Genomic DNA, 19,894 nt, shown 5'->3' with positions numbered 1-19,894 from the left:
ATCCAAGTTTGATTTTACAGTCTCAAAAGGAGATAACAACAGAAATATCAGCTACAAAAGTAAAAACTCCAGCTTTTCAGCCAGAGTTTTGTATGTTATATCTATTAGAGACATTTCTTATTTAATATAAAAATTATATCCTAAGTTAACAGCTCCTACATTCCAGCTGTCTTTGTACCAACCGTGATCACGTCTGTTGCTTATAGACTGATATCCGATGTATAATTCTCCTTTAGACATCTGGTATCCGAATTTAGGTTGTGCATAGAAACCTCCATCCACATTGTCTTTTGTAGAAATCCCATACCCTAAGTCTAATCCTACAAAAATAGGAGCTCCTTTGAATTTATATTTACCTGAAACCGCTACAGGAATAAATCCGAAATCATCAAAATGATCTTTTCCGAAGAAATGAGAATATCCTGTTGCTACCCCAAGGTCTAGACCTTTAGCAATATTCCACATATAAGCTCCATCAATTCCTAATGTAAAAGACGAAACATTACTTGCATCAGATACAGGAACACCAATATGTCCACCTAATTTTAAACCTTCCTGCGCCTGTACAGCACCTCCTAGAAGTGCAAAAGCACCTACTAATAATAACTTTTTCATTTTTTTAAGTTTAAATTTTACGCTCCAAAAATACTAATTATTTTCATCACAGGAATACATTTCACTTTATAGCATTCTATAACAATAAAAAAAACAGGGCAAATTTGCCCTGTTTTCCTATGATTATTTTATTTCTAAATTTCAGATTAGTTTCCTCCGAATTTAAAACCAACACCTACCTGGATGAAGCTGTTTTTTAAAGTTCCATTTTCTCCATCTTCTTTTTTAGCAAGATTAGAAACGCCTAAATTATACCTTGCATCAAAGAACAATCCATTTTCAAGCGTATATTCAGCACCTACAAACGGAGCTAGATTTAACTTATTCATATGCTCTTTTACATCTGTTGTTGTTGTTTCTGATTCAGAAAATGCTTGTCCTAGAGCTGTTCCTGATAATTCTAATGTTGATTTCACTTTTGCAGAAGTGATAATACCTACATTCAGACCTACCCCGAAAGCTAAATTCTCAGTAGCATAATACTTAGCACTGATAGGAATCTGTACAGTACCTAATTTCCAATCTGTTTTTTCAGTTCCTGTTACATTTACTCCCGCTTCGGTAAAAGCAACTGCTTCTTCTTGCTTTCCTCCAATTGGAGAATACAACACCTCTCCTTGTACAGCAAACTTATCATTGAATTTATATTCAGCCATTGCACCAGCATAGAAAGTTGATTTTGCATCAAATTTATAATCTTGCCCTTCACCACTTGCTTTAAGCATTGATAAAGAGTAACCAGCTTTAGGACCAAATTTGAATTCTTGAGCGTTTGCAGAAATTCCCATTACAGCGATTGCTGCAGTAAGTAAAAGTTTTTTCATGTTTAATTAGTTTTTACATTTAAGGATTGCAAAACTAACTATTTTTTTCAACTTAACAAACTTTAATGAAAATTTTCAACATCAATAAAAGGTTAATAAAATTTTTATCTATCAAACTATTCGTTTCTCAGTCTTTTATCTTCATCGTTATAAGCAAGGATGATTTTCTTCACAACAGGGTGTCTTACAACATCTTCTTCTGTAAGGTGCACAAACCCGATCTCTTTCACACCATTCAGGATCCTCATAGCCTCCTTTAATCCGGATTGCTGATTTTTTGGAAGGTCAATCTGGCTTGGGTCACCTGTAATGATAAACTTTGCATTCATTCCCATCCTTGTCAGGAACATTTTCATCTGAGCATGGGTTGTATTCTGAGCTTCATCAAGGATTACAAAGGCATCATCAAGGGTACGTCCTCTCATAAAAGCCAGAGGAGCCACTTCAATTACCTTCTTCTCCATAAACCCTTCAAGTTTTTCATGCGGAATCATATCACGAAGTGCATCATATAGAGGCTGTAAATACGGATCCAGTTTTTCTTTAAGGTCTCCCGGTAAGAACCCCAGGCTCTCCCCTGCTTCTACAGCGGGTCTTGTCAGGATAATTCTTTTTACCTCCTTATCTCTTAAAGCTCTCGCAGCCAAAGCAACACTGGTATATGTTTTTCCGGTTCCGGCAGGACCAATGGCAAAAACCATGTCTTTTTTCTCGGTTTCTTTTACCAGCTTTTTAAGATTGGTAGTTTTAGCCTTAATGACTTTCCCGTTTACCCCTTTTACAATAATATCCTGGTCAAAAATCAGGTGTTTCTCGTTTTCATCTTTAATATTCAGGATATTTTCAACGTCTTTAAGCCCAATTGAGTTGTTTTTTGAGATAAACTTGACGATATCATCCAGTTTTTGCTTCAGTATATCTAAAGCTTCCTGGTTTCCCATGGCAAAAATATAATGATCTCTTCCTGTTATTTTAATGGTCGGGAAGCTTGATTTTAATAAGTTGAAATATTGGTTATTAACTCCATAGAAGATTTTCGCATCGATATCTTCCAAATCATATGTTAATTCAAACATGCAGTATTTTTATTTTTAGATTTTAAAATTAAAGCTTTTTTTCAAATTTATATCAAATTCTTTTCAACAATCTTTCGGGCTTTCTTTTTATTTTAAATAACTTTGCAAGACTACACTATTCTATAAATTGCTCATGTCAATTATTACCCTTACTTCGGATTTCGGAAATTTAGATTACAGAGTTGCCGCTGTGAAAGGCAAAATTCTGTCTCTAAATCCTGAGGTTAATATTATTGATATAACCCACGACATCCAGGCTTTCAACCTTATACAAACATCTTACATCGTAAGAAACGCTTATAAATATTTTCCAAAAGGAAGTATTCACATTCTTTCTGTGGATAGTTTTTACAATAAATCAAGAAAAAACATCATCTATAAAGCCGATGATTCATACTTTTTAGCGGCAGACAATGGTCTTTTGAGTTTAGTATTTTTTGACATTAAACCCGAAGCGATCTATGAGCTTACTCTGAACAACCGTTTTGATGACATTATCAATTTCACTTCTACAGACATTTTTGTTCCTGCGGCAGTGCATCTTGCCAACGGAGGACTTCCAGAAGTAATTGGAAGAAAAATAGAGTCTGCAAAGCAACTGATGTTCCCAAGAGCTGTTTATAACGAATCTGAAGGAATGATCATTGGCGAAGTTACTTACATTGATAATTTCGGAAATATAATCTCAAATATCAACAAAGAGTTCTTTGAAAATATCAGCAAAGGATATAAAAATTTTACTATAAAATTCAGAAACCTAAGTCTTTCAAGAATATTTTCCAGCCATACGGAGGTTGTTTCTGATTGGGAAAGAGAGACGGAATTTCATGGACAGTCAGCTGCAATCTTCAATGATAGTCAGTTATTGGAGCTTACCATCTATAAGGGAAGTAAGAAAAACGGAGCTAAAAGCCTGTTTGGATTGAATGTAGGCGAAAATATTTACATTGAATTCACGTAAAATTATATATTTCATAAAAAAACCGATTTTTTTTATATATTTGTCAAAATCTAAAAATCAAAAATGGCAGAATACAAATTATTGCTTCCTTCCATGGGAGAAGGTGTTATGGAAGCGACAATTATCACTTGGTTATTCAATGAAGGTGATAACGTAAAAGAGGATGACTCTGTAGTAGAAATTGCAACAGATAAAGTAGATTCAGACGTTCCGACACCAGTTTCGGGGAAAATTGTGAAAATTTTAAAGCAAAAAGATGAAGTTGCAAAAGTAGGCGAGCCCATTGCTATTTTAGAAATTGAAGGAGAAGGCACTGCATCAGAAGAAACAACTACTGAAACGCCGGCTGCTACTCCGGACACTGAAACATTAAAAACAATTGAACAGCCATTACAAACTGCTGCTGCGTCAAATGTAGAATTCTCAGGAGATCTTTACCTATCTCCACTTGTAAAATCAATTGCACAACAGGAAAATATTTCTGAAACTGAACTAAAATCCATTAAAGGAAGTGGTTTAGAAGGAAGAATTACTAAAGAAGATATATTAGGGTTTGTTGCGAACAGAGGAAATCAACCTGCTCCACAGGCTGCTCCGGTACAGGTCGCTACTACTCCAAAACCTGCAACTTCGGCTCCGGCAGCTACAATCCCTGTAAGTGCTGGTGATGAGATCATTCCAATGGACAGAATGAGAAAGATCATCGCTGAAAACATGGTGAAAGCAAAACAAATTGCTCCGCACGTAACTTCTTTCATTGAAACAGACGTTACCAACGTTGTAAAATGGAGAAACAAAAACAAAGCAATCTTTGAAAAACGCGAAGGTGAGAAATTAACGTTCATGCCAATCTTCGTAAAAGCTGTTGTAAAAGCTATTCAGGACTTCCCAATGATCAATGTTTCTGTAAATGGTGAAAACATCATTAAAAAGAAAAATATCAACATTGGTATGGCAACTGCTCTTCCAGATGGAAACCTTATCGTTCCTGTTATCAAAAATGCAGACCAATTATCACTTTCAGGTCTTGCAAAAGCGATCAACGACTTAGCTTACAGAGCAAGAAACAAAAAATTAAGACCTGAAGATACTCAAGGTGCAACTTATACTATCTCTAATGTTGGAAGTTTCGGAAACCTTATGGGAACACCGATCATTCCTCAACCTCAGGTTGCTATCTTAGCAATTGGAGCTATCGTTAAGAAACCTGCAGTTCTTGAAACAGCAGATGGAGATGTAATTGCGATCAGAAACTTAATGTTCATGTCTCACTCTTATGATCACAGAGTAGTAGACGGATCTTTAGGTGGAATGATGCTTAAGCATGTTCACGATTACCTTGAAAACTGGGATCTGAACACGGAAATATAAGCAATAAGTGATTAAGATTTAAATTTATCATTACATTTTAAATACAAAACCTTCGATCTGATCGGAGGTTTTTTTATTGGATATATGTCAGAAAAATTTTATCTTTAAAACAAACAATTACCAATGGAACTTGATTTCAGAAAATTATATGTTACTAAATTATTTAATTTTTCAAAAGAAGATGAAAAGCTAATCTTTGAAATTCATGATCGGTTATCAGAAAAATTCACAGTATCTGTTGTAGAGATTGAAGATTCTCCCTATCCTCAGTTTAAATCCAGTGACATCAACTTCTTACAAGAGCCAAAGCTTTGTTATCATATTACTGACAATAGTAAGATAAATAGTTTTTACCTTCTTTTTGTAAATACAATAGGAACAACAGCTAAAGGAACTCGGACGACTGATGAATATGATACATTGGAAATTTGGGGCTTGAAGAAAATGAATGAAAACTTTGGTTTTATTTCCATTAATAAGAAAAAAATGGCTGATAAAATTGCAGGGATATTCAGCCGCTTCAATATTAATTTTAAAGAAAGCAGAGATTTTAAAGACTTTTATGTTTTAGGGAGTGATCCGTATAAGACTATGGCGTTTTTAAACTCTCAGCGAAAAGAAGCTGTAAAAGCTATTACTGATGGGGATTTTAAACTTGAAGTCAAAAATAATATCGTAGGTTTAGCTGTTCCAAAAGCCTTAAGTACAGAAAATGCTTTAATGATCTCAAAATTTTTGCAGGAAATTTAAATCTCCGATTTTTGCTGTAACTTCATCACACAAAACCAACAAATGCTGAAAGTCCTTATCCTTATTCGCCGATCTATCAAGAAATCCTTTGACAACATCCGGAATGAACAGCTGAAGTACAATCTTTTGCAGGCAATTCCTTTTTGGATCGGATCTGTGATTACTGGTTTTTTTGCAGTATTATACGCTCAGCTATTTGCCTGGGGTGAAAACCTTATGAATTTTATCTTTGACTGGCATGCGTGGATGATTTTCATTATTGCTCCTATAGGTTTTGTCCTTTCATGGTGGCTGGTAAAAGAATTTGCTCCTAATGCTAAAGGAAGTGGTATTCCACAAGTGATGGCGGCTGTAGAGCTTGCTAATCCCAAGGAGCATAAAAAGATCAGAAGCCTTTTAAGCCTTAAAATTATCGTTTTTAAAATTATTTCTTCTGTCGTATTGGTTATTGGAGGTGGTGCTGTAGGTCGTGAAGGTCCTACCATTCAAATCGCAGGTTCTGTTTTCAGAAAAGTAAATGAATATCTTCCTGAATGGTGGCCCAAGATTTCCAAAAAGAACATGATTATGACAGGTGCTGCTGCGGGTCTTGCTGCCGCTTTTAATACGCCTCTGGGAGGAATTGTATTTGCTGTGGAGGAATTATCCAAAACACATATTAATTACTTTAAAACAGCTTTATTTACAGCTGTTATTATCGCAGGTTTAACTGCTCAGACATTGGCTGGATCTTATTTGTACCTTGGTTATCCTAAAACGAATGATGTCTCCTTAATGGTGATGTTCCCTATTATCCTTGTAGCAGCAACGGCTGGTATTCTTGCAAGTCAATTGTCTGTTATTATGCTTAAAATAAATGGTTGGAAAAAGAAAACTTTAAAAACAGATAAAGCGAATATCGTATTCCTGATTATATGTGCTCTGATTATTGCTTCAATCGCTTATTTTATCAACCGTGAAATTCTCGGCTCAGGGAAAGAGATCATGGAACGTGTCCTTTTCACGAAAGATAAACATGAAGACTGGTATGTCCCGATTTTAAGAATGCTGGGTCCTGCTCTATCTTTTACCTCTGGTGGTGCCGGTGGTATTTTTGCTCCAGCTTTAACTGCCGGGGCAAGTATTGGCTCTGTGATCTCGGGAATGATTCATTTAACAGCTAATGAAACCAATGTTGTTGTACTTGGAGGTATGGTAGCTTTTCTTACCGGAATTACCCGCGCTCCCTTCACTTCAGCAATTATTGTACTGGAAATGACCGACAGGCATTCATTGATTTTTCATCTGATGCTTGCCGGTATGGTTTCTTCTATTGCTTCTATTTTAGTGAGCAGACATTCTTTGTATGATGTATTGAAAGTTAATTTTTTAACGGAAATCCGTAAAGATAATTCTTAGGATTTTTTCAACATAATATTTAAATCCTTAAAGGCTTCTAATAAATTAACGGCTTCTTCATAATCAGTCATCTTGATTACCAGTTTACTTAGTTCTCTATTTGATTTAGATGTTTTGTAGGTAACAATATTTAAAAAGGCAATATTATCCTTCCTTTTGGATATTTTGTGGAAATTTACAATTTTACTTATATCCCATAAGTCTCCGTCATGTACGATACGTCCTTTTACATTCACAGAGTTGATTTTAATATCATTTCCTTCAAATTCGGTTTGAAGTGACAAATCATTTCTATCACGATCAATACCGTACTCATTGATTTTGGATATAATAAAGTTTCTGGCTTCTTCCTCTGTTTTGTATTTCCCTAAAATATCGGTCTTGCCATTGCTATATGTAATTTGATATACTTCAGATTTATCTAGGCTATGAATCGGACCATCCAAATTATCCAATTCTTTGTAAGTAATGCTAGATCCACCTATCTCAATCAGCTTTGCTTCGAAAGAATTTCCATTTTTCTTTACAATTTTATCCTGAGAATAACATAGAACCCCCATCAGAAGTAAGGGTAAAGCATAAATTTTAGTTTTCATGAAATATTTTTTTCTCACACAAAGGTACAAAAAGCATGATCAACACTCAAGTTTCTTTCAATGAGATTGAATAATTCCTGTTCTACTATTGCATAATAAAAATATATTCTCTACTTTTGCACCTCGAAATAATTAACAAATTCATTTAACATTATGAACAATTACGAAACTGTTTTCATTTTAACTCCCGTTCTATCTGAGTCACAGGTAGAGGAAGCAGTGAACAAGTATGTAGATCTTATCAAAGAAAAGAACTGCGAAATCGTTGCTAAAGAAAACTGGGGATTAAAAAAATTAGCTTACCCAATCCAATTGAAAAAGAACGGGTTCTATACTTTAATCGAATTTAAAGGAGAAGGTTCTGTAGTAGCTGACTTAGAATTAGCATTCAAACGTGACGAGAGAGTAATCCGTTACCTTACTACTAAACTTGACAAGCACGCTGTTGAGTACGCTGTAACTAGAAGAGCTAAAGTAAAATCAGCTAAAGCTTAATTAATTAACCCTATTTTTTAAAAAAGACAAGACATGGCAATAGATGAAATGGCTAAACAAGCCTCAGCTGGAGGAGAATCAGAAGTAAAATTCCTTACTCCGCTTGATATCAATACAAAATCTGAAAAGAAATATTGTAGATTCAAAAAATACGGAATTAAGCACGTTGATTACAAAGATGCTGATTTCTTATTACAATTTGTAAACGAGCAAGGTAAAATTTTACCAAGAAGATACACTGGAACTTCTTTAAAATACCAAAGAAAAGTTTCTGCTGCTATCAAAAGAGCAAGACACCTTGCGTTACTACCATACGTAGCTGACTTATTGAAATAAGACAAAAATAAATAAAAGAAGAGAGCAATCTCTTCTTTTGTTGCTGAATACATCATTAATTCTAACTTGATTTTAGATCATAAAACTAAAATCTAAAAAAGGACAACAACAATGGAAATTATCCTAAAAAAAGACGTAGAAAACTTAGGACTTGAGTTTGATACAGTAAACGTAAAGCCAGGTTATGCTAGAAACTTCTTAATTCCTCAAGGAATTGCTCTTTTAGCTACACCTAAAAACAAAGCTGCTTTAGAAGCTACATTAGAAGCTAGAAAAGAAGAAGAAGCTAAATTAATCGCTGCTGCTAACGCTGTAGTTGAGCAATTGAAGAAAACTTCTATCACTATTCCTGCAAAAGTAGGTGCTGGTGACAAACTATTCGGATCTATCAACAATGCTGATCTATCTGCTGCTTTAGAAAAAGCTGGTGTTTCTGTAGAGAAAAAATATATCAAAATTCCTGGTAACACTATCAAGAGAACTGGTAAATTTGCTGCTCTTATCAGACTTCACAGAAATGTTGAGTACAACTACGAATTCGACATCGTTTCTGATGCTCCAGTTGTAGCTGCTCCTGCTGCTAAGAAGGAAGAAGCTAAATCTGAAGAAGCTTAATAAGCGACTGAGAATTTCTCAAAATACAAGACCACTTCATTTATTTGAGGTGGTTTTTTTGTATATAATTCGGGAAAGTTATTGATAAGACTACCCCGTCTTTTTTCTTGGCAAAAAGCCACCTCTTCAGGGAAGGGGAATGTAGAAAATCTTAACTATTATTATTTGTTAAATGAGTTTTTTATTAACCTCAATTAACCCAGAAGCAAGGTATGTAGTAGAAAAATCTTATCCTGCTTATAAAAACCTGTCACTACGTAACCCATAACCCTAACTAATTTCAAACTCTCCCACTTTCTACCTATCTCCTCTCAGTTTCTGCTGATACTCCGTTGGTGCTACCCCAATTACCTTTTTGAAAATATTACTGAAAGAAGACAAGCTATTATAGCCTACCATCATTGCAATTTCATACATATTATATTTATCTTCCAGCATTAGCTCAAGAGAACGGGTTATTCTTAAAGCTCTCAGAAAACGGACGTAATTCATGCCTAAAGTCTCTTTAAACTTTCTTGAAAGGGTTCTCGTACTCATCCCGAATTCTTTTGCTGTAGATTCGATGGTAAGAGGCTTCTCAAGGTTAGCATGAATATATCTGGCTATCTTTAGTAAAGTTTCATCTTTTGGAAATGGGTGCTGAACCGGAAATGCGAGATTTTTATCTCTTTTTTCAGGCAAAACGCCTTTTAAAGCTTTAAGAAAATAATATTTTGACCCATCATTTTTTGTGATTTTCCCATTCCATTCTTTGGTGTATAAAATCATTTCCCGAAGAAGCTCATTGACTGAATAAATATTAATTTCATCAAAAAAGCCACTTTCACCCTCTTCTTTCTTCATATAAAAATTATATAAATCAACTTTTGGACTGGTAGAAAACAAATAATGAGGAGTTCCTGCGGGAATCCACATAAAACATCTTGCCGGAAGATACCAGTGTTTCAAATCTGTAAAAACATGCACTATACCGCCTTCTGCATAGACTAACTGTGCAGAACTGTGATAATGAATTTCCGTCGTGATATTTCCCGTAAGAACATGATATACGTAAAATTCCGCATCCTCGTCTTCTACGTCTTTAAAATGGCTGTTATTCATGAAATAAAGATATGAAGTTTTTTCAAAATGGCGTAAATGAACAAATCTTTTTCTGTTTTCACAAATAGTGTCCGGCTCTACTCGTCGTAAATTTGCAGTATCAAAATCATTTTAGCAAAAATCCTTTAATTAATTTATGAATATGATATTTAACGCATGCCGATATCAGTGCATCGCGTTGTGCTTGTTATTGAGCAATTTTTTACACTCACAGATGATAGACTACCAACATCTTGGTCTACAGCAGGCTATAGAGATCGGTTTAAAAAACAATAAGAATATCCAGATCAGCCATTTAAAACAGGAAATGTCCGTAACAAAGGAAAAAGACCTGAAAATGGAAAAACTGCCGGATATAGAATTTCATACAAGCTACAGCCAGGTTACAAACCTTTTCCAATATCAGGATGGTGTATTTAATAAGCCAACAAAGTATGACGCCATCAATGGAATGTATGATTTTACTTTATCAGCTTCCATTCCGGTTTATATGGGTGGAAAAATAAAAAATACAGAGAAGAAAGCTGCTATTGACACTGAAATTTCAACCTTAAGAACACATCTTGATGAAAGACAGCTTAAAATGGAAATCATTACTGCTTTTCTACAAATTCATCACCTGAAAGAACAACAAAGTCTTATCAATGATAAAATGAAGGAGGATTCCATCAATATCAAACAGGTAAAAGCTTTGAAAGCAAATGGTGTAGTGACAGTGAATGAGGTTTTAAGAACATCTTTACAGCTTTCTAACCACAAAATGAGCTGGACAGAACTGGATAACGATATACAGATCGCCGAACATAAGTTAAAAACAATCCTTTCTCTTCCGGAACCTCAGGAAATGCACGTGTATACAGAAGATCTTATCTCAGATAAAGAAGCCATTCCTTACGTTGACCAACTTACAGAAACAGCTTTAAACCAAAATGAGTCTGTAGGAATGACCCATAAAAACCTTTCATTAAAGGAATTGGACCAGAAAATAACCAGAGCAAATTATCTACCTAAAATAACTGCGGGCGGAGAATATTTTTTAAAGTATCCAAATATGATGTTCTTTCCTCCTGAGCCTTATGCTTATCGTTTGGGAATGATCGGATTAAACCTGACCTATCCTATCGAAAACCTGTATAAAAATAAGTATAGAATGCAGGAAGCTAAAGAGAATATTGATCTGGCTAAGCTGCAAATTGAAGAAAACGATGAGAAGATCAGACATAATGTGTATGAAGCTTACAAGAAGTTTGAAGAAACCGAACAGAAGGTAAAAATTGCTGAAGAAGCCATTGATCAGGCAAAAGAAAATTATCGTATTGTAAGAACAAAATATGCAAATAAATTAAGCCTTATCACTGAACTTATTGATGCAGACAATACGTATCTGGAAGCTGAATCTAACCTTATCTCCGTAAAAATTAACCGTCAACTAAAATACTATCAACTCCAATACACGATTGGAAACTTATAAAAACTATGGCACAGAAACAACTGACACAAAAGGAAAAAAGAATCAATAAGACGATCACTTTACTGGCATGGATTCTTATCATAAGTGGAGTCACAGGAATGGTAAGTTTTTATCTTTTTTCGAGAAAAAATGTTACAACCAATGATGCACAGATCGAACAATATATTACACCGGTATCAAGTAAAGTTTCAGGGTTTATCAAAGCTATAAAGTTTAATGAAAACCAATTTGTAAATAAAGGAGATACTTTAATCATCATTGATAACAGAGAATTTGTAAACCAGGTACATATGGCAGAGGCAAATCTTCATGCCAACACTGAGAATATTACAACGATCCAAAGCAGTGTAAATACCAAAGAAAGTGATACAAAAATCATTGATGCTAAAATTGCTTCTGCAAAAATTGATATCTGGAGAACCGAACAAGATTATAAACGATATAAAAATCTATTGAATGAAGATGCTGCTACAGAACAGGATTTTGAAAATGTAAAGGCTTCTTATGAACAGTCAAAAGCGAATCTTTTGGCATTGGAACAACAGAAAAATGCTGTAAAAGCTGGAGCTAGCGAACAGCAAACCAAAGTAGCACCTGCCAAAAGCCAGATTCAGCAAAGTTCTGCAAATTTGAACAATGCTCAGTTATTTCTTTCTTACACTGTGATTACAGCTCCTTATGATGGCTGGGTTGGTAAAAAAACCATCCAGGAAGGACAGCTAATCAAAGAAGGACAGGCTTTGGTGCAAATCGTAAGCAAAGAAAAATGGATTATTGCCAATTATAAAGAAACCCAACTTGGACAAATAGACTCCAAGCAGGAAGTTATCATTACTGCGGATGCTTACCCTGATATTGAATTCAAAGGGAAAATTCTTTCTGTTTCACCTGCTTCAGGATCTCAATTTTCATTGATAAAACCTGATAATGCAACCGGAAACTTTGTGAAAATTGAACAGAGATTTCCTGTGAAAATTATTCTTGATCAAAATAAAGATAACGAAAAATTACTTTCCGGGATGAATGTTCTGGTGAGCGCGAAGAAGATCTAAGATTGAGAGTGAACGTGTTTGAAAGTATTAAAAAAAAAAGATACTGAGCTCACAATCATTTCAAATTTATTCATTCTCAGATTTTCAAATTAAAATTATTTTCTGCGAAAAGGCAAAACCGCAAAATGCAAATCTGCTAATTTTTTCTTTAGTCATATTTGTCATTTACCTTTTACTCTTTTTTACACTTTTTGCCCTTTTGTCTTTTCGCATTTTTTAAACATTACTAAACGGCTGAATTGCAAAAAAAGCTTTATTAGTCTTTTGCCTTTTTTGCTTCTCAAAAAAATTATGCAACATAACACAGTTTATCATAAATGGGTACCACAATGGCTGAAACTGCCACTTCTTGTGCTGGCTTTATTCCCCCACCTGATGTTGTTGTCACTGTTACATTCAAACAGTGCCTTCACATCTTCTTTTATGGATGTAGACTCGGATGACATCCAATACCTAATGATTTTGATGTATGGGACATTTGTGGTTACCCTTTTAGTTTTACAGAGATTTATGGCGTACTTCAGTGTGAAATACTATGTTTTGCTGATGGCTTCCGTTTCCGTGATTATTCTCTATGTTTTATCCGTCACCAATGATTATCATGTTATTTTAGTCATTCGATTTTTAGAAGGAATCTTCGGACTACTGGAAGGTGCTATCTTTCTTCCTTTAATTATTGCCGAATTAAAAACAAAACATGCCAAAGTTTTCTCCTATCTTTTGATGTATTCCATTATGCTTACCGGCGGAACAGTAACCACTTCCTTATTGAAATCAAGTATTGAAAATTATGATTTTCAGCATATGGTTTTAATGATGGTTTACTTTCATGTCTTTGTGCTCATCATCGGAATTGCCATTTTCAATAGAAACAGGTTCTTTCCCAAAAAACCTCTATATCAATTGGATATTACCAGTTGGTTTTTGCTTTGGGTTTGTTTACAGGCTGGAGGTTATGCTATCATTTATGGAAAAAGACTGATGTGGTTTGAATCCGATACCATCATCATGTGTCTGTTCGTATTTTTACTTTCAGGAGGTTTATTTATGCTAAAACAGAGAAACTCCAAAAGACCATTATTCCATTATGAAGTTTTCAGTTCAAAAAATGTGATTGTTGGGATGTTCCTTTTCTTCATCTTTTATCTGATCCGATCTGGATTAAACAATGTGTACAGCATCATGGCAACCGTCTGGAAATGGCCTTGGGATTATATTGTAAATATTCATTATTGGAACGTTGCCGGAACACTATTGGGTGTATTTTTATCAGGAATCTGTCTGGTAAAAGGAATTTCTTCAAGAATTGTTTTCTTTACAGGCTTTCTGTTACTGGCGATAGATTGTGCATGGTTTACTTACACATTTTATCCGGATACTACCCTTTCCACGATATGTCCGCCTTTATTTTTGCAAGGTGTTGCCCAAGGATTATTATTTACTCCGCTCGTTTTCTTTCTTATTTCAGGAATGCCGGAAGAATATGTTTCCAATGCTACAGCCCTCGGAACTACAACCCGTTTCTGGACAACAGCCATTGGATATGCTTTGATGCAGAATCTAATGTTATTTTTAACTTTAAAACATGCCGATACCTTAAGTTTTAATCTTACCGATACCAATCCTGTCTTTTACAGTCAGTGGAATCAGATTTTTGGAGCTCAGATCTCAAAACTCCCTGTCAATGAATCACTTTCTATGACAGCAGCAGCTTTTAAAACTAAAATAATGGCGCAATCAATCCTTTTATCCAATATGGAAATTTTCACAGGATTATTCTGGTTAGCTTTAGTAACAGCTCTTTTACTATTACTTTACCATCCAGTAAAAATAGCAGTAAGGAACATCATGTAAAATTACTCTCCCCAAAAAGACCAGACTGTTCCATTGAAAACTGCCAATTGCTTTTTTTGAGTATCATATACCATCATACCGGCTGCAGGCGAGATAATATTGAGGTGAGGAGAAGCTACTTTTGGTAAAATCATAGCTTTATTGACATCTTCCAGCACTAGAATTCCGGAAACAGATGACGGTGTTCCTACAGAAACTTTTGCATCAGGATGGTCAGTTAAACTATCCTGTAGACTAGTGTCAGCAGTTCCTGTGGCATCTACTGAAAGATCTTTCCAAATATTATTCTGGTAAACTTTTACCTTCATATCTGAGGTATCAAATACTAGGGTACCATTCACTACATTCTGAAGTGCTGAAGTACTTGTTGCCCAGGGAAGAACAAGCCCTCGGTTTTCATTGCCGAATTCAACAGATGAAGAAGCCGATTCTAATATAGTTTTTCCTAAAGCAACCTGAGCATTAAAGCTTCCGTAAACTATAACTGTAATAATTAATGTTATCTTTTTCATAATTATTTTGTTTTCTGTTAGTCCGGACAGGTTTGGGTATTAAAACATTTCCAGCCTGTAACAGTTCCGTCAATATTGATCTGTAGACAATTTTGTGTAGTATTATAGACAACCATTCCCTCTTTGAGCTCTGTCTGTGGAATAGTTAATACTTGAGCATCTGTAAGCCGATTAAGAACAAAACCTTTATTTTTTGATTCCAATACAACCCAAGCCCCTTTTCTTGCCCCTGGCCAGTTAATTCCACCTCTATCAGCTCTGTTTAATGAGGTAATTCCAAAATCTGAAGAAAGAACTGTTCCCGTTGTCACCGCAGGTTTATAACAAGGCACATTCCCCTGAATAGTAACGGTGACTGTTGCTGTATCACAATTTGACGGAGAAGCTGTCTGGCAAATCTGATAAACCAAAGTATAGGTTCCCGGAGGCGTACCAGAAGCGACAAGAATATGCCCATCAGTGGTATTTAGTGAAATATTAGGATTTGAAGTTGATATCTGAGATAAAATAACATTGGATAGGGTTGCCTGTGCTCCACCATATGTTTCAAAGTCGTTATCCAGAACGATTCCTACAGAAGTCTCTCCTGCAGCGATAGTGTACATATCATCTACAGCCATTGGGGGCAAATCTCCGTTAATTGCAGGACAGAATCCCGGATTAATGATCAGAGGTGCGCTACAACTACTTGTAGATGCACAATCATAAGTAACATTTGCAAGAAAACTCGGATTACTGTTCATGAAAACTGTACTTGGATCAGATATGCCTGTTGCCCTCCTAAAATCAAGATTAGGTCCTAACGTAACATTTCCCACCTGAATAGGATTTTGCAAAACAACATATCCTTTTTTTGAGGATAAAGAAGGACCTTGAATAGCAGCATTCCCTCCCTGAAATTGGTTTATAGACATTTCTCCTTCATTATAAATAATAGCATCAGCAGGTGCATTATTTATATTTCCATTCGAAGTAAAAAGCCCAAAATTGTAAATTTCGCTACTGTTTCCTGATAAATTAATATCTCCTCCTAATGTAAAAAATCCTGTATTAATAATTTTACCACCATTAATATTAAAACCGTTCTGAGAGATAATGGTACCACAATTTACATATACACTTTGCTCACTATTGCCGTAATTTCCACTAAGTAATATCAGTCCGCCTCCTTCATTTCGGAACAAAGTAGTTGCAGAGCTACTCATATTCAGGTTTCCGTTAATATTCAGATTTCCATAATTATCAATTGTATTTGTAGTATTATCTCCTAGCTGTAAAACACCAAGCTCAATAATACCTTCATTTATAATTTTATTAACCTGTCCGTTAATCGTAAGATTTCCATTCCCACCTCCTACAGTTATAGTCCCTGTATCATAAACATGTACATCAAGATCAGCAACACTTGTTATTGTCTGATTAAAATTAAGTGTTCCATGAACTTCAAAACTCACAGGAGCATTGGTAACTCCGCTTATGTTATTCTGAAATTGCAATGTGACACCAGGTGCAATACAAATCTTAGAGTTTGTACCAAAAGTCGGATTACTGAATGTCATATCAGAGCTGAAACAAACCGTCGTATTATCAGGAAAATGAAAATTAGGATCCGTAGGATTTTGAACACCGCAGCTTGTACATTGTGCGTAAGTGAGATAACAAAATAATAAGGGAAATAAACAGAATAATTTTCTCATTCTCAAAATTTAAATATATAAAACTATAATATTTTTTATCACCAAACAATGATTTTTATAAAATTTACTATTCAATTAATAAAAATAGGACATTATATAATTTTTATTTAATTTAATACTTTATTATTATTAAAAAATTTTCCTGCAATACGATCCTGAAAATCTGAACGTTTAATAAAAAAATCACTAATGGAAATTGAAAGTATTTTACTGAAACAACGAGTTTTTTTTGCAACACAGCAAACAAAAAGCTTATCATTCAGAAAAATGTATCTCGAAAAGCTTAAAAGTCTTATTATATCTAATGAAACCCTGTTATATGAAGCTATCTATAAAGATTTTAGAAAATCGAAATTTGATACTTATACTACAGAGATTTCCTTTATTCTGAAAGATATTGATTACTATCTGAAAAATTTAAAAGCTCTTGCAAAGCCTAAAAAAGTAAGTACCAACATGGTAAATCAACTGGGAAGCAGCAAAATTTATTCCGATCCATTGGGCTGTACTTTAGTGATAGGTGCATGGAATTATCCTTATCAATTATCCCTGTCTCCTATGATTGCTGCAATTGCTGCCGGGAACTGTTGTATTTTGAAACCCAGTGAAATTGCTGAAAATACAATGAAAGCGATGTCTCAAATCATCAATGAAAACTTTCCATCAGAATATCTGTACGTATACGAAGGCGGAATTGACGAAACTACAGAACTTTTAAGACTAAAATTTGATAAAATATTTTTCACAGGAAGTACCAAAGTAGGAAAGATCATTTATAAAGCTGCCGCAGAACATCTAGCACCCGTAGTCCTTGAATTAGGCGGAAAATCACCAGCGATTGTAACACAACATGCCAATCTTGAAATAGCAGCAAAAAGAATTGTCTGGGGAAAATTTTTAAATGCCGGACAAACTTGTGTAGCTCCGGATTATTTATTGGTTGAAGAATCTGTACAGGAGCAATTCCTGGAAATGTTGAGAAAATATATTAAAGAATTTCAATACAGTCCGGATTCAGATCAATATACCCAAATCATTAATCAAAGAAATTTTCAACGCTTAACGAAGCTTATTGATCAGAAAAAAATATACTTTGGAGGAAACTTCGATGAAGAAAACCGGTTTATAGAACCTACCATTCTCAATAATGTTGACTGGAAAGATGAGATTATGCAGGAAGAAATCTTTGGTCCTCTTCTTCCTGTTACCAGTTTTAAAAATTATAACAGCGCTTTAAAAGCTATTCTCGAATTGGAAAAACCTCTTGCCGCCTATCTTTTTACCAATAATACTGAAGAAAAAGAACATTTTACCCAAAAAATTTCTTTTGGTGGTGGATGCATTAATGATACTGTGATGCATTTAAGCAATGATCATCTGCCTTTTGGTGGTGTAGGAACTTCCGGAATTGGAAATTACCATGGAAAATTTGGCTTTGAAGCTTTTTCACATCAGAAATCTGTTCTTGAAAAAACAACCTGGGGTGAACCGAATATAAAATATCCACCTTATTCTGAAAAAAAATTAAGCTGGATAAAAAAATTACTATGATTCTTTTTTAAACAGAAATTACACAAATTTAACTTAAAAGGAGAAAATTATCAATTGAAAAAGGTTGTTTCCATAGAAACAACCTTTTATATAAATATTCAGATATAAAAAAAACCTTTTTAAAGAAGCTTTCCTTCCTCAAGGAATTTTTTAACCTTTTCTTTGCTGTATCCTTTTCCTTCTTCCAAAACCTCACTTTGTTGAACATGGATTTTTTTCCCGTTCTCATCTAAAACGATAAAGAATGGATAGAATTGCTGTTCCTTAATATTGATATACTGAGCAAAAGTTTTCTCATTCTTATTGTCCGGAGAATAATTTAAATGATAATACAAATATTTTTTATCTACAATTTCTTTCAGTTCAGGAGTTTCCTGTACAAAATTATTAAAACGGAGACACCAGATACACCAGTTTCCACCAGCCTGAATAAGAATTTGTTTCCCTTCTTTTTTAGCTTTTGCAACTAATTTTTTAATATCAGCCTGTGCATCAGCCTTTGGATTATAAGGTTTAGGAAGCTTAGCTTTCTCTTCCGCAGCTTTTTTCTTAGCATCCAGCTCTGTTTGTTGAGCCGGTAAATTCTTCACTTCCTGTGAAAAAGCAAGAGAGCTTAATCCCAAAAAAGCAATTAATGTCAATTTTTTCATAACATAAAAGTAAAAAAATAATACTTATCCCTCAGCAAAAATAGAACCATAATTTTATTATCACTAAATTTGCGTGTTTTATGAGCTTCTTAATTAAAATATTATTTTTCGTCTCCAAACTTCCGCTTAGAATATTGTACATATTCTCGGATGTTATTTTCTTCCTAAACTATTATCTGGTAGGCTATAGAAAAGAGGTTATTACCCAAAATCTTAAAAACTCCTTCCCTGATAAATCTGAAGATGAGATCAGAAAAATCCGAAAAAAATTCTATCGTAATTTCTCCGATTATCTCGTAGAAACAATAAAGTCATTCAGTATTTCTGAAACAGAGTCCAGAGTAAGAATGCAGCACATCAATCAGGATGTATTTCATGAAGTGCAAAAGGAGGGTAAAAATATTATTCTTCTTGCCGGACATGTTTTTAACTGGGAATGGATTAATGCTTTGGCAAGAATTGTTCCTCAAAAACACTGTCACCCTGTGTATAGGAAAGTAAACAGTGATTTTTGGGAAAATCAGATGAAAAAAGTCCGAAACAAATTTGGAAATGAAGCTCTGGAAGCAAACGAAGTAATCCTTAATATTTTCAGAAGCAAAAATGATGGAGATTCTATCTACATGTTTGTGGCTGATCAAACTCCTCATTTTTCACATGTTAATTACGGATTGGAATTTTTGAACCAAAGAACTCCTGTTTTTATAGGTTATGACAAATTAGCCACAAGAATGGATCTCGCTTTTATTTATTGTGAAATGAAAAAAGTAAAGCGCGGGTATTATCAGGTTAATTACTACAGAATCTATCCGGACAATGAAAAGTTTGTAGAACATGAAGTGGTAAGAAAATTCCATAAAATGTTGGAAAACACTTTACACAAGCACCCTGACAACTATCTTTGGTCACACAGAAAATGGAAGTATCAGGATTCCATCAAAAATTTTGATTCTGAAAAAAAATAGATTT

General features: G+C 34.5%; 20 protein-coding genes. 12 read left to right on the top strand and 8 right to left on the bottom strand.

Annotated features, from left to right (window positions below):
* Positions 1-117: 117 nt before the first annotated feature.
* The 3 genes from BW983_RS04415 to BW983_RS04405 all read right to left on the bottom strand — a co-directional run bounded on the left by BW983_RS04415 (position 118) and on the right by BW983_RS04405 (position 2,515).
* The gene (locus tag BW983_RS04415; protein ID WP_076550204.1) at positions 118-615 is read right to left on the bottom strand and encodes a hypothetical protein; all 498 of its coding nucleotides are present in this window, start codon (positions 613-615) and stop codon (positions 118-120) included.
* A 146-nt stretch (positions 616-761) separates the two neighbouring features.
* Positions 762-1,439 (bottom strand): porin family protein, encoded by a 678-nt coding sequence (locus BW983_RS04410; RefSeq protein WP_076550202.1) that lies wholly within the window; start codon positions 1,437-1,439, stop codon positions 762-764.
* Between the two features lie 116 nt (positions 1,440-1,555).
* Positions 1,556-2,515, bottom strand: coding sequence for a PhoH family protein (locus BW983_RS04405; protein ID WP_076550201.1), 960 nt, complete (start codon positions 2,513-2,515; stop codon positions 1,556-1,558).
* A gap of 133 nt (positions 2,516-2,648) precedes the next feature.
* On the opposite strand from BW983_RS04405, the gene BW983_RS04400 reads away from it, so the two are divergent.
* The 4 genes from BW983_RS04400 to BW983_RS04385 all read left to right on the top strand — a co-directional run bounded on the left by BW983_RS04400 (position 2,649) and on the right by BW983_RS04385 (position 6,995).
* Complete coding sequence (locus BW983_RS04400; protein WP_076550199.1) at positions 2,649-3,476, top strand: SAM hydrolase/SAM-dependent halogenase family protein; 828 nt, start codon at positions 2,649-2,651, stop codon at positions 3,474-3,476.
* Positions 3,477-3,539: 63 nt separating this feature from the next.
* A complete protein-coding gene (locus tag BW983_RS04395) occupies positions 3,540-4,847 on the top strand; it encodes a dihydrolipoamide acetyltransferase family protein (RefSeq protein WP_076550198.1) in 1,308 nt (435 codons plus the stop codon).
* 123 nt (positions 4,848-4,970) lie between these two features.
* The gene (locus BW983_RS04390) at positions 4,971-5,597 is read left to right on the top strand and encodes a hypothetical protein (protein ID WP_076550197.1); all 627 of its coding nucleotides are present in this window, start codon (positions 4,971-4,973) and stop codon (positions 5,595-5,597) included.
* A gap of 42 nt (positions 5,598-5,639) precedes the next feature.
* Positions 5,640-6,995, top strand: a complete 1,356-nt coding sequence (locus tag BW983_RS04385; protein WP_076550196.1) for a chloride channel protein — start codon at positions 5,640-5,642, stop codon at positions 6,993-6,995.
* On the opposite strand, the gene BW983_RS04380 is transcribed toward BW983_RS04385, so the two are convergent.
* Positions 6,992-7,591, bottom strand: coding sequence for a hypothetical protein (locus tag BW983_RS04380; protein ID WP_076550194.1), 600 nt, complete (start codon positions 7,589-7,591; stop codon positions 6,992-6,994). The genes BW983_RS04385 and BW983_RS04380 overlap by 4 nt on opposite strands.
* Positions 7,592-7,744: 153 nt before the next feature.
* On the opposite strand from BW983_RS04380, the gene rpsF reads away from it, so the two are divergent.
* The 3 genes from rpsF (at position 7,745) to rplI (ending at position 9,037) form a co-directional block, all read left to right on the top strand.
* The gene (rpsF, locus tag BW983_RS04375; RefSeq protein ID WP_045497373.1) at positions 7,745-8,086 is read left to right on the top strand and encodes a 30S ribosomal protein S6; all 342 of its coding nucleotides are present in this window, start codon (positions 7,745-7,747) and stop codon (positions 8,084-8,086) included.
* A gap of 33 nt (positions 8,087-8,119) precedes the next feature.
* Positions 8,120-8,422 (top strand): 30S ribosomal protein S18, encoded by a 303-nt coding sequence (gene rpsR / locus BW983_RS04370; protein ID WP_002979091.1) that lies wholly within the window; start codon positions 8,120-8,122, stop codon positions 8,420-8,422.
* Positions 8,423-8,533: 111 nt separating this feature from the next.
* Positions 8,534-9,037: a 50S ribosomal protein L9 gene (gene rplI / locus BW983_RS04365; protein ID WP_047095724.1), complete on the top strand. Its 504-nt coding sequence runs from the start codon at positions 8,534-8,536 to the stop codon at positions 9,035-9,037.
* Positions 9,038-9,334: 297 nt separating this feature from the next.
* On the opposite strand, the gene BW983_RS04360 is transcribed toward rplI, so the two are convergent.
* Positions 9,335-10,138 (bottom strand): helix-turn-helix domain-containing protein, encoded by an 804-nt coding sequence (locus tag BW983_RS04360; RefSeq protein ID WP_076550193.1) that lies wholly within the window; start codon positions 10,136-10,138, stop codon positions 9,335-9,337.
* A 214-nt stretch (positions 10,139-10,352) separates the two neighbouring features.
* Here BW983_RS04360 and BW983_RS04355 point away from each other — a divergent pair, with 214 nt between their 5' ends.
* The 3 genes from BW983_RS04355 to BW983_RS04345 all read left to right on the top strand — a co-directional run bounded on the left by BW983_RS04355 (position 10,353) and on the right by BW983_RS04345 (position 14,515).
* Positions 10,353-11,609 (top strand): TolC family protein, encoded by a 1,257-nt coding sequence (locus BW983_RS04355; RefSeq protein WP_076550191.1) that lies wholly within the window; start codon positions 10,353-10,355, stop codon positions 11,607-11,609.
* Positions 11,610-11,614: 5 nt separating this feature from the next.
* Positions 11,615-12,661: an HlyD family secretion protein gene (locus BW983_RS04350; RefSeq protein WP_076550190.1), complete on the top strand. Its 1,047-nt coding sequence runs from the start codon at positions 11,615-11,617 to the stop codon at positions 12,659-12,661.
* Between the two features lie 291 nt (positions 12,662-12,952).
* A complete protein-coding gene (locus tag BW983_RS04345) occupies positions 12,953-14,515 on the top strand; it encodes an MFS transporter (RefSeq protein WP_076550188.1) in 1,563 nt (520 codons plus the stop codon).
* Positions 14,516-14,517: 2 nt separating this feature from the next.
* Here the strand turns inward: BW983_RS04345 and BW983_RS04340 are convergent, their stop codons facing one another.
* Positions 14,518-15,027, bottom strand: a complete 510-nt coding sequence (locus BW983_RS04340; RefSeq protein WP_076550186.1) for a hypothetical protein — start codon at positions 15,025-15,027, stop codon at positions 14,518-14,520.
* A gap of 17 nt (positions 15,028-15,044) precedes the next feature.
* A complete protein-coding gene (locus BW983_RS04335; RefSeq protein WP_076550185.1) occupies positions 15,045-16,724 on the bottom strand; it encodes a hypothetical protein in 1,680 nt (559 codons plus the stop codon).
* Positions 16,725-16,913: 189 nt separating this feature from the next.
* On the opposite strand from BW983_RS04335, the gene BW983_RS04330 reads away from it, so the two are divergent.
* Positions 16,914-18,275, top strand: coding sequence for an aldehyde dehydrogenase (locus BW983_RS04330; RefSeq protein WP_076550183.1), 1,362 nt, complete (start codon positions 16,914-16,916; stop codon positions 18,273-18,275).
* A gap of 119 nt (positions 18,276-18,394) precedes the next feature.
* Here BW983_RS04330 and BW983_RS04325 read toward each other — a convergent pair whose 3' ends face one another.
* Positions 18,395-18,925 carry a thioredoxin family protein gene (locus BW983_RS04325; protein ID WP_076550182.1) on the bottom strand — a complete coding sequence of 177 codons (531 nt, stop codon included), beginning with the start codon at positions 18,923-18,925 and terminating at the stop codon, positions 18,395-18,397.
* Positions 18,926-19,005: 80 nt separating this feature from the next.
* Between BW983_RS04325 and BW983_RS04320 the strand changes: the two genes are divergently transcribed.
* The gene (locus BW983_RS04320) at positions 19,006-19,890 is read left to right on the top strand and encodes a lysophospholipid acyltransferase family protein (protein WP_076550180.1); all 885 of its coding nucleotides are present in this window, start codon (positions 19,006-19,008) and stop codon (positions 19,888-19,890) included.
* The last annotated feature ends 4 nt before the right edge of the window (positions 19,891-19,894 follow it).

Source organism: Chryseobacterium ureilyticum, from assembly GCF_900156735.1.
Taxonomy (GTDB): Bacteria; Bacteroidota; Bacteroidia; order Flavobacteriales; family Weeksellaceae; genus Chryseobacterium; species Chryseobacterium ureilyticum.
This window is presented reverse-complemented; position numbering and strand designations above follow the sequence as displayed.

Bases quoted from the DNA above. Each gene is read 5' to 3' on its own strand.
- BW983_RS04415 (WP_076550204.1), bottom strand. From the start codon at position 615: ATGAAAAAGTTATTATTAGTAGGTGCTTTTGCACTTCTAGGAGGTGCT.
- BW983_RS04410 (WP_076550202.1), bottom strand. From the start codon at position 1,439: ATGAAAAAACTTTTACTTACTGCAGCAATCGCTGTAATGGGAATTTCT.
- BW983_RS04405 (WP_076550201.1), bottom strand. From the start codon at position 2,515: ATGTTTGAATTAACATATGATTTGGAAGATATCGATGCGAAAATCTTC.
- BW983_RS04400 (WP_076550199.1), top strand. From the start codon at position 2,649: ATGTCAATTATTACCCTTACTTCGGATTTCGGAAATTTAGATTACAGA.
- BW983_RS04395 (WP_076550198.1), top strand. From the start codon at position 3,540: ATGGCAGAATACAAATTATTGCTTCCTTCCATGGGAGAAGGTGTTATG.
- BW983_RS04390 (WP_076550197.1), top strand. From the start codon at position 4,971: ATGGAACTTGATTTCAGAAAATTATATGTTACTAAATTATTTAATTTT.
- BW983_RS04385 (WP_076550196.1), top strand. From the start codon at position 5,640: ATGCTGAAAGTCCTTATCCTTATTCGCCGATCTATCAAGAAATCCTTT.
- BW983_RS04380 (WP_076550194.1), bottom strand. From the start codon at position 7,591: ATGAAAACTAAAATTTATGCTTTACCCTTACTTCTGATGGGGGTTCTA.
- rpsF (WP_045497373.1), top strand. From the start codon at position 7,745: ATGAACAATTACGAAACTGTTTTCATTTTAACTCCCGTTCTATCTGAG.
- rpsR (WP_002979091.1), top strand. From the start codon at position 8,120: ATGGCAATAGATGAAATGGCTAAACAAGCCTCAGCTGGAGGAGAATCA.
- rplI (WP_047095724.1), top strand. From the start codon at position 8,534: ATGGAAATTATCCTAAAAAAAGACGTAGAAAACTTAGGACTTGAGTTT.
- BW983_RS04360 (WP_076550193.1), bottom strand. From the start codon at position 10,138: ATGAATAACAGCCATTTTAAAGACGTAGAAGACGAGGATGCGGAATTT.
- BW983_RS04355 (WP_076550191.1), top strand. From the start codon at position 10,353: ATGATAGACTACCAACATCTTGGTCTACAGCAGGCTATAGAGATCGGT.
- BW983_RS04350 (WP_076550190.1), top strand. From the start codon at position 11,615: ATGGCACAGAAACAACTGACACAAAAGGAAAAAAGAATCAATAAGACG.
- BW983_RS04345 (WP_076550188.1), top strand. From the start codon at position 12,953: ATGCAACATAACACAGTTTATCATAAATGGGTACCACAATGGCTGAAA.
- BW983_RS04340 (WP_076550186.1), bottom strand. From the start codon at position 15,027: ATGAAAAAGATAACATTAATTATTACAGTTATAGTTTACGGAAGCTTT.
- BW983_RS04335 (WP_076550185.1), bottom strand. From the start codon at position 16,724: ATGAGAAAATTATTCTGTTTATTTCCCTTATTATTTTGTTATCTCACT.
- BW983_RS04330 (WP_076550183.1), top strand. From the start codon at position 16,914: ATGGAAATTGAAAGTATTTTACTGAAACAACGAGTTTTTTTTGCAACA.
- BW983_RS04325 (WP_076550182.1), bottom strand. From the start codon at position 18,925: ATGAAAAAATTGACATTAATTGCTTTTTTGGGATTAAGCTCTCTTGCT.
- BW983_RS04320 (WP_076550180.1), top strand. From the start codon at position 19,006: ATGAGCTTCTTAATTAAAATATTATTTTTCGTCTCCAAACTTCCGCTT.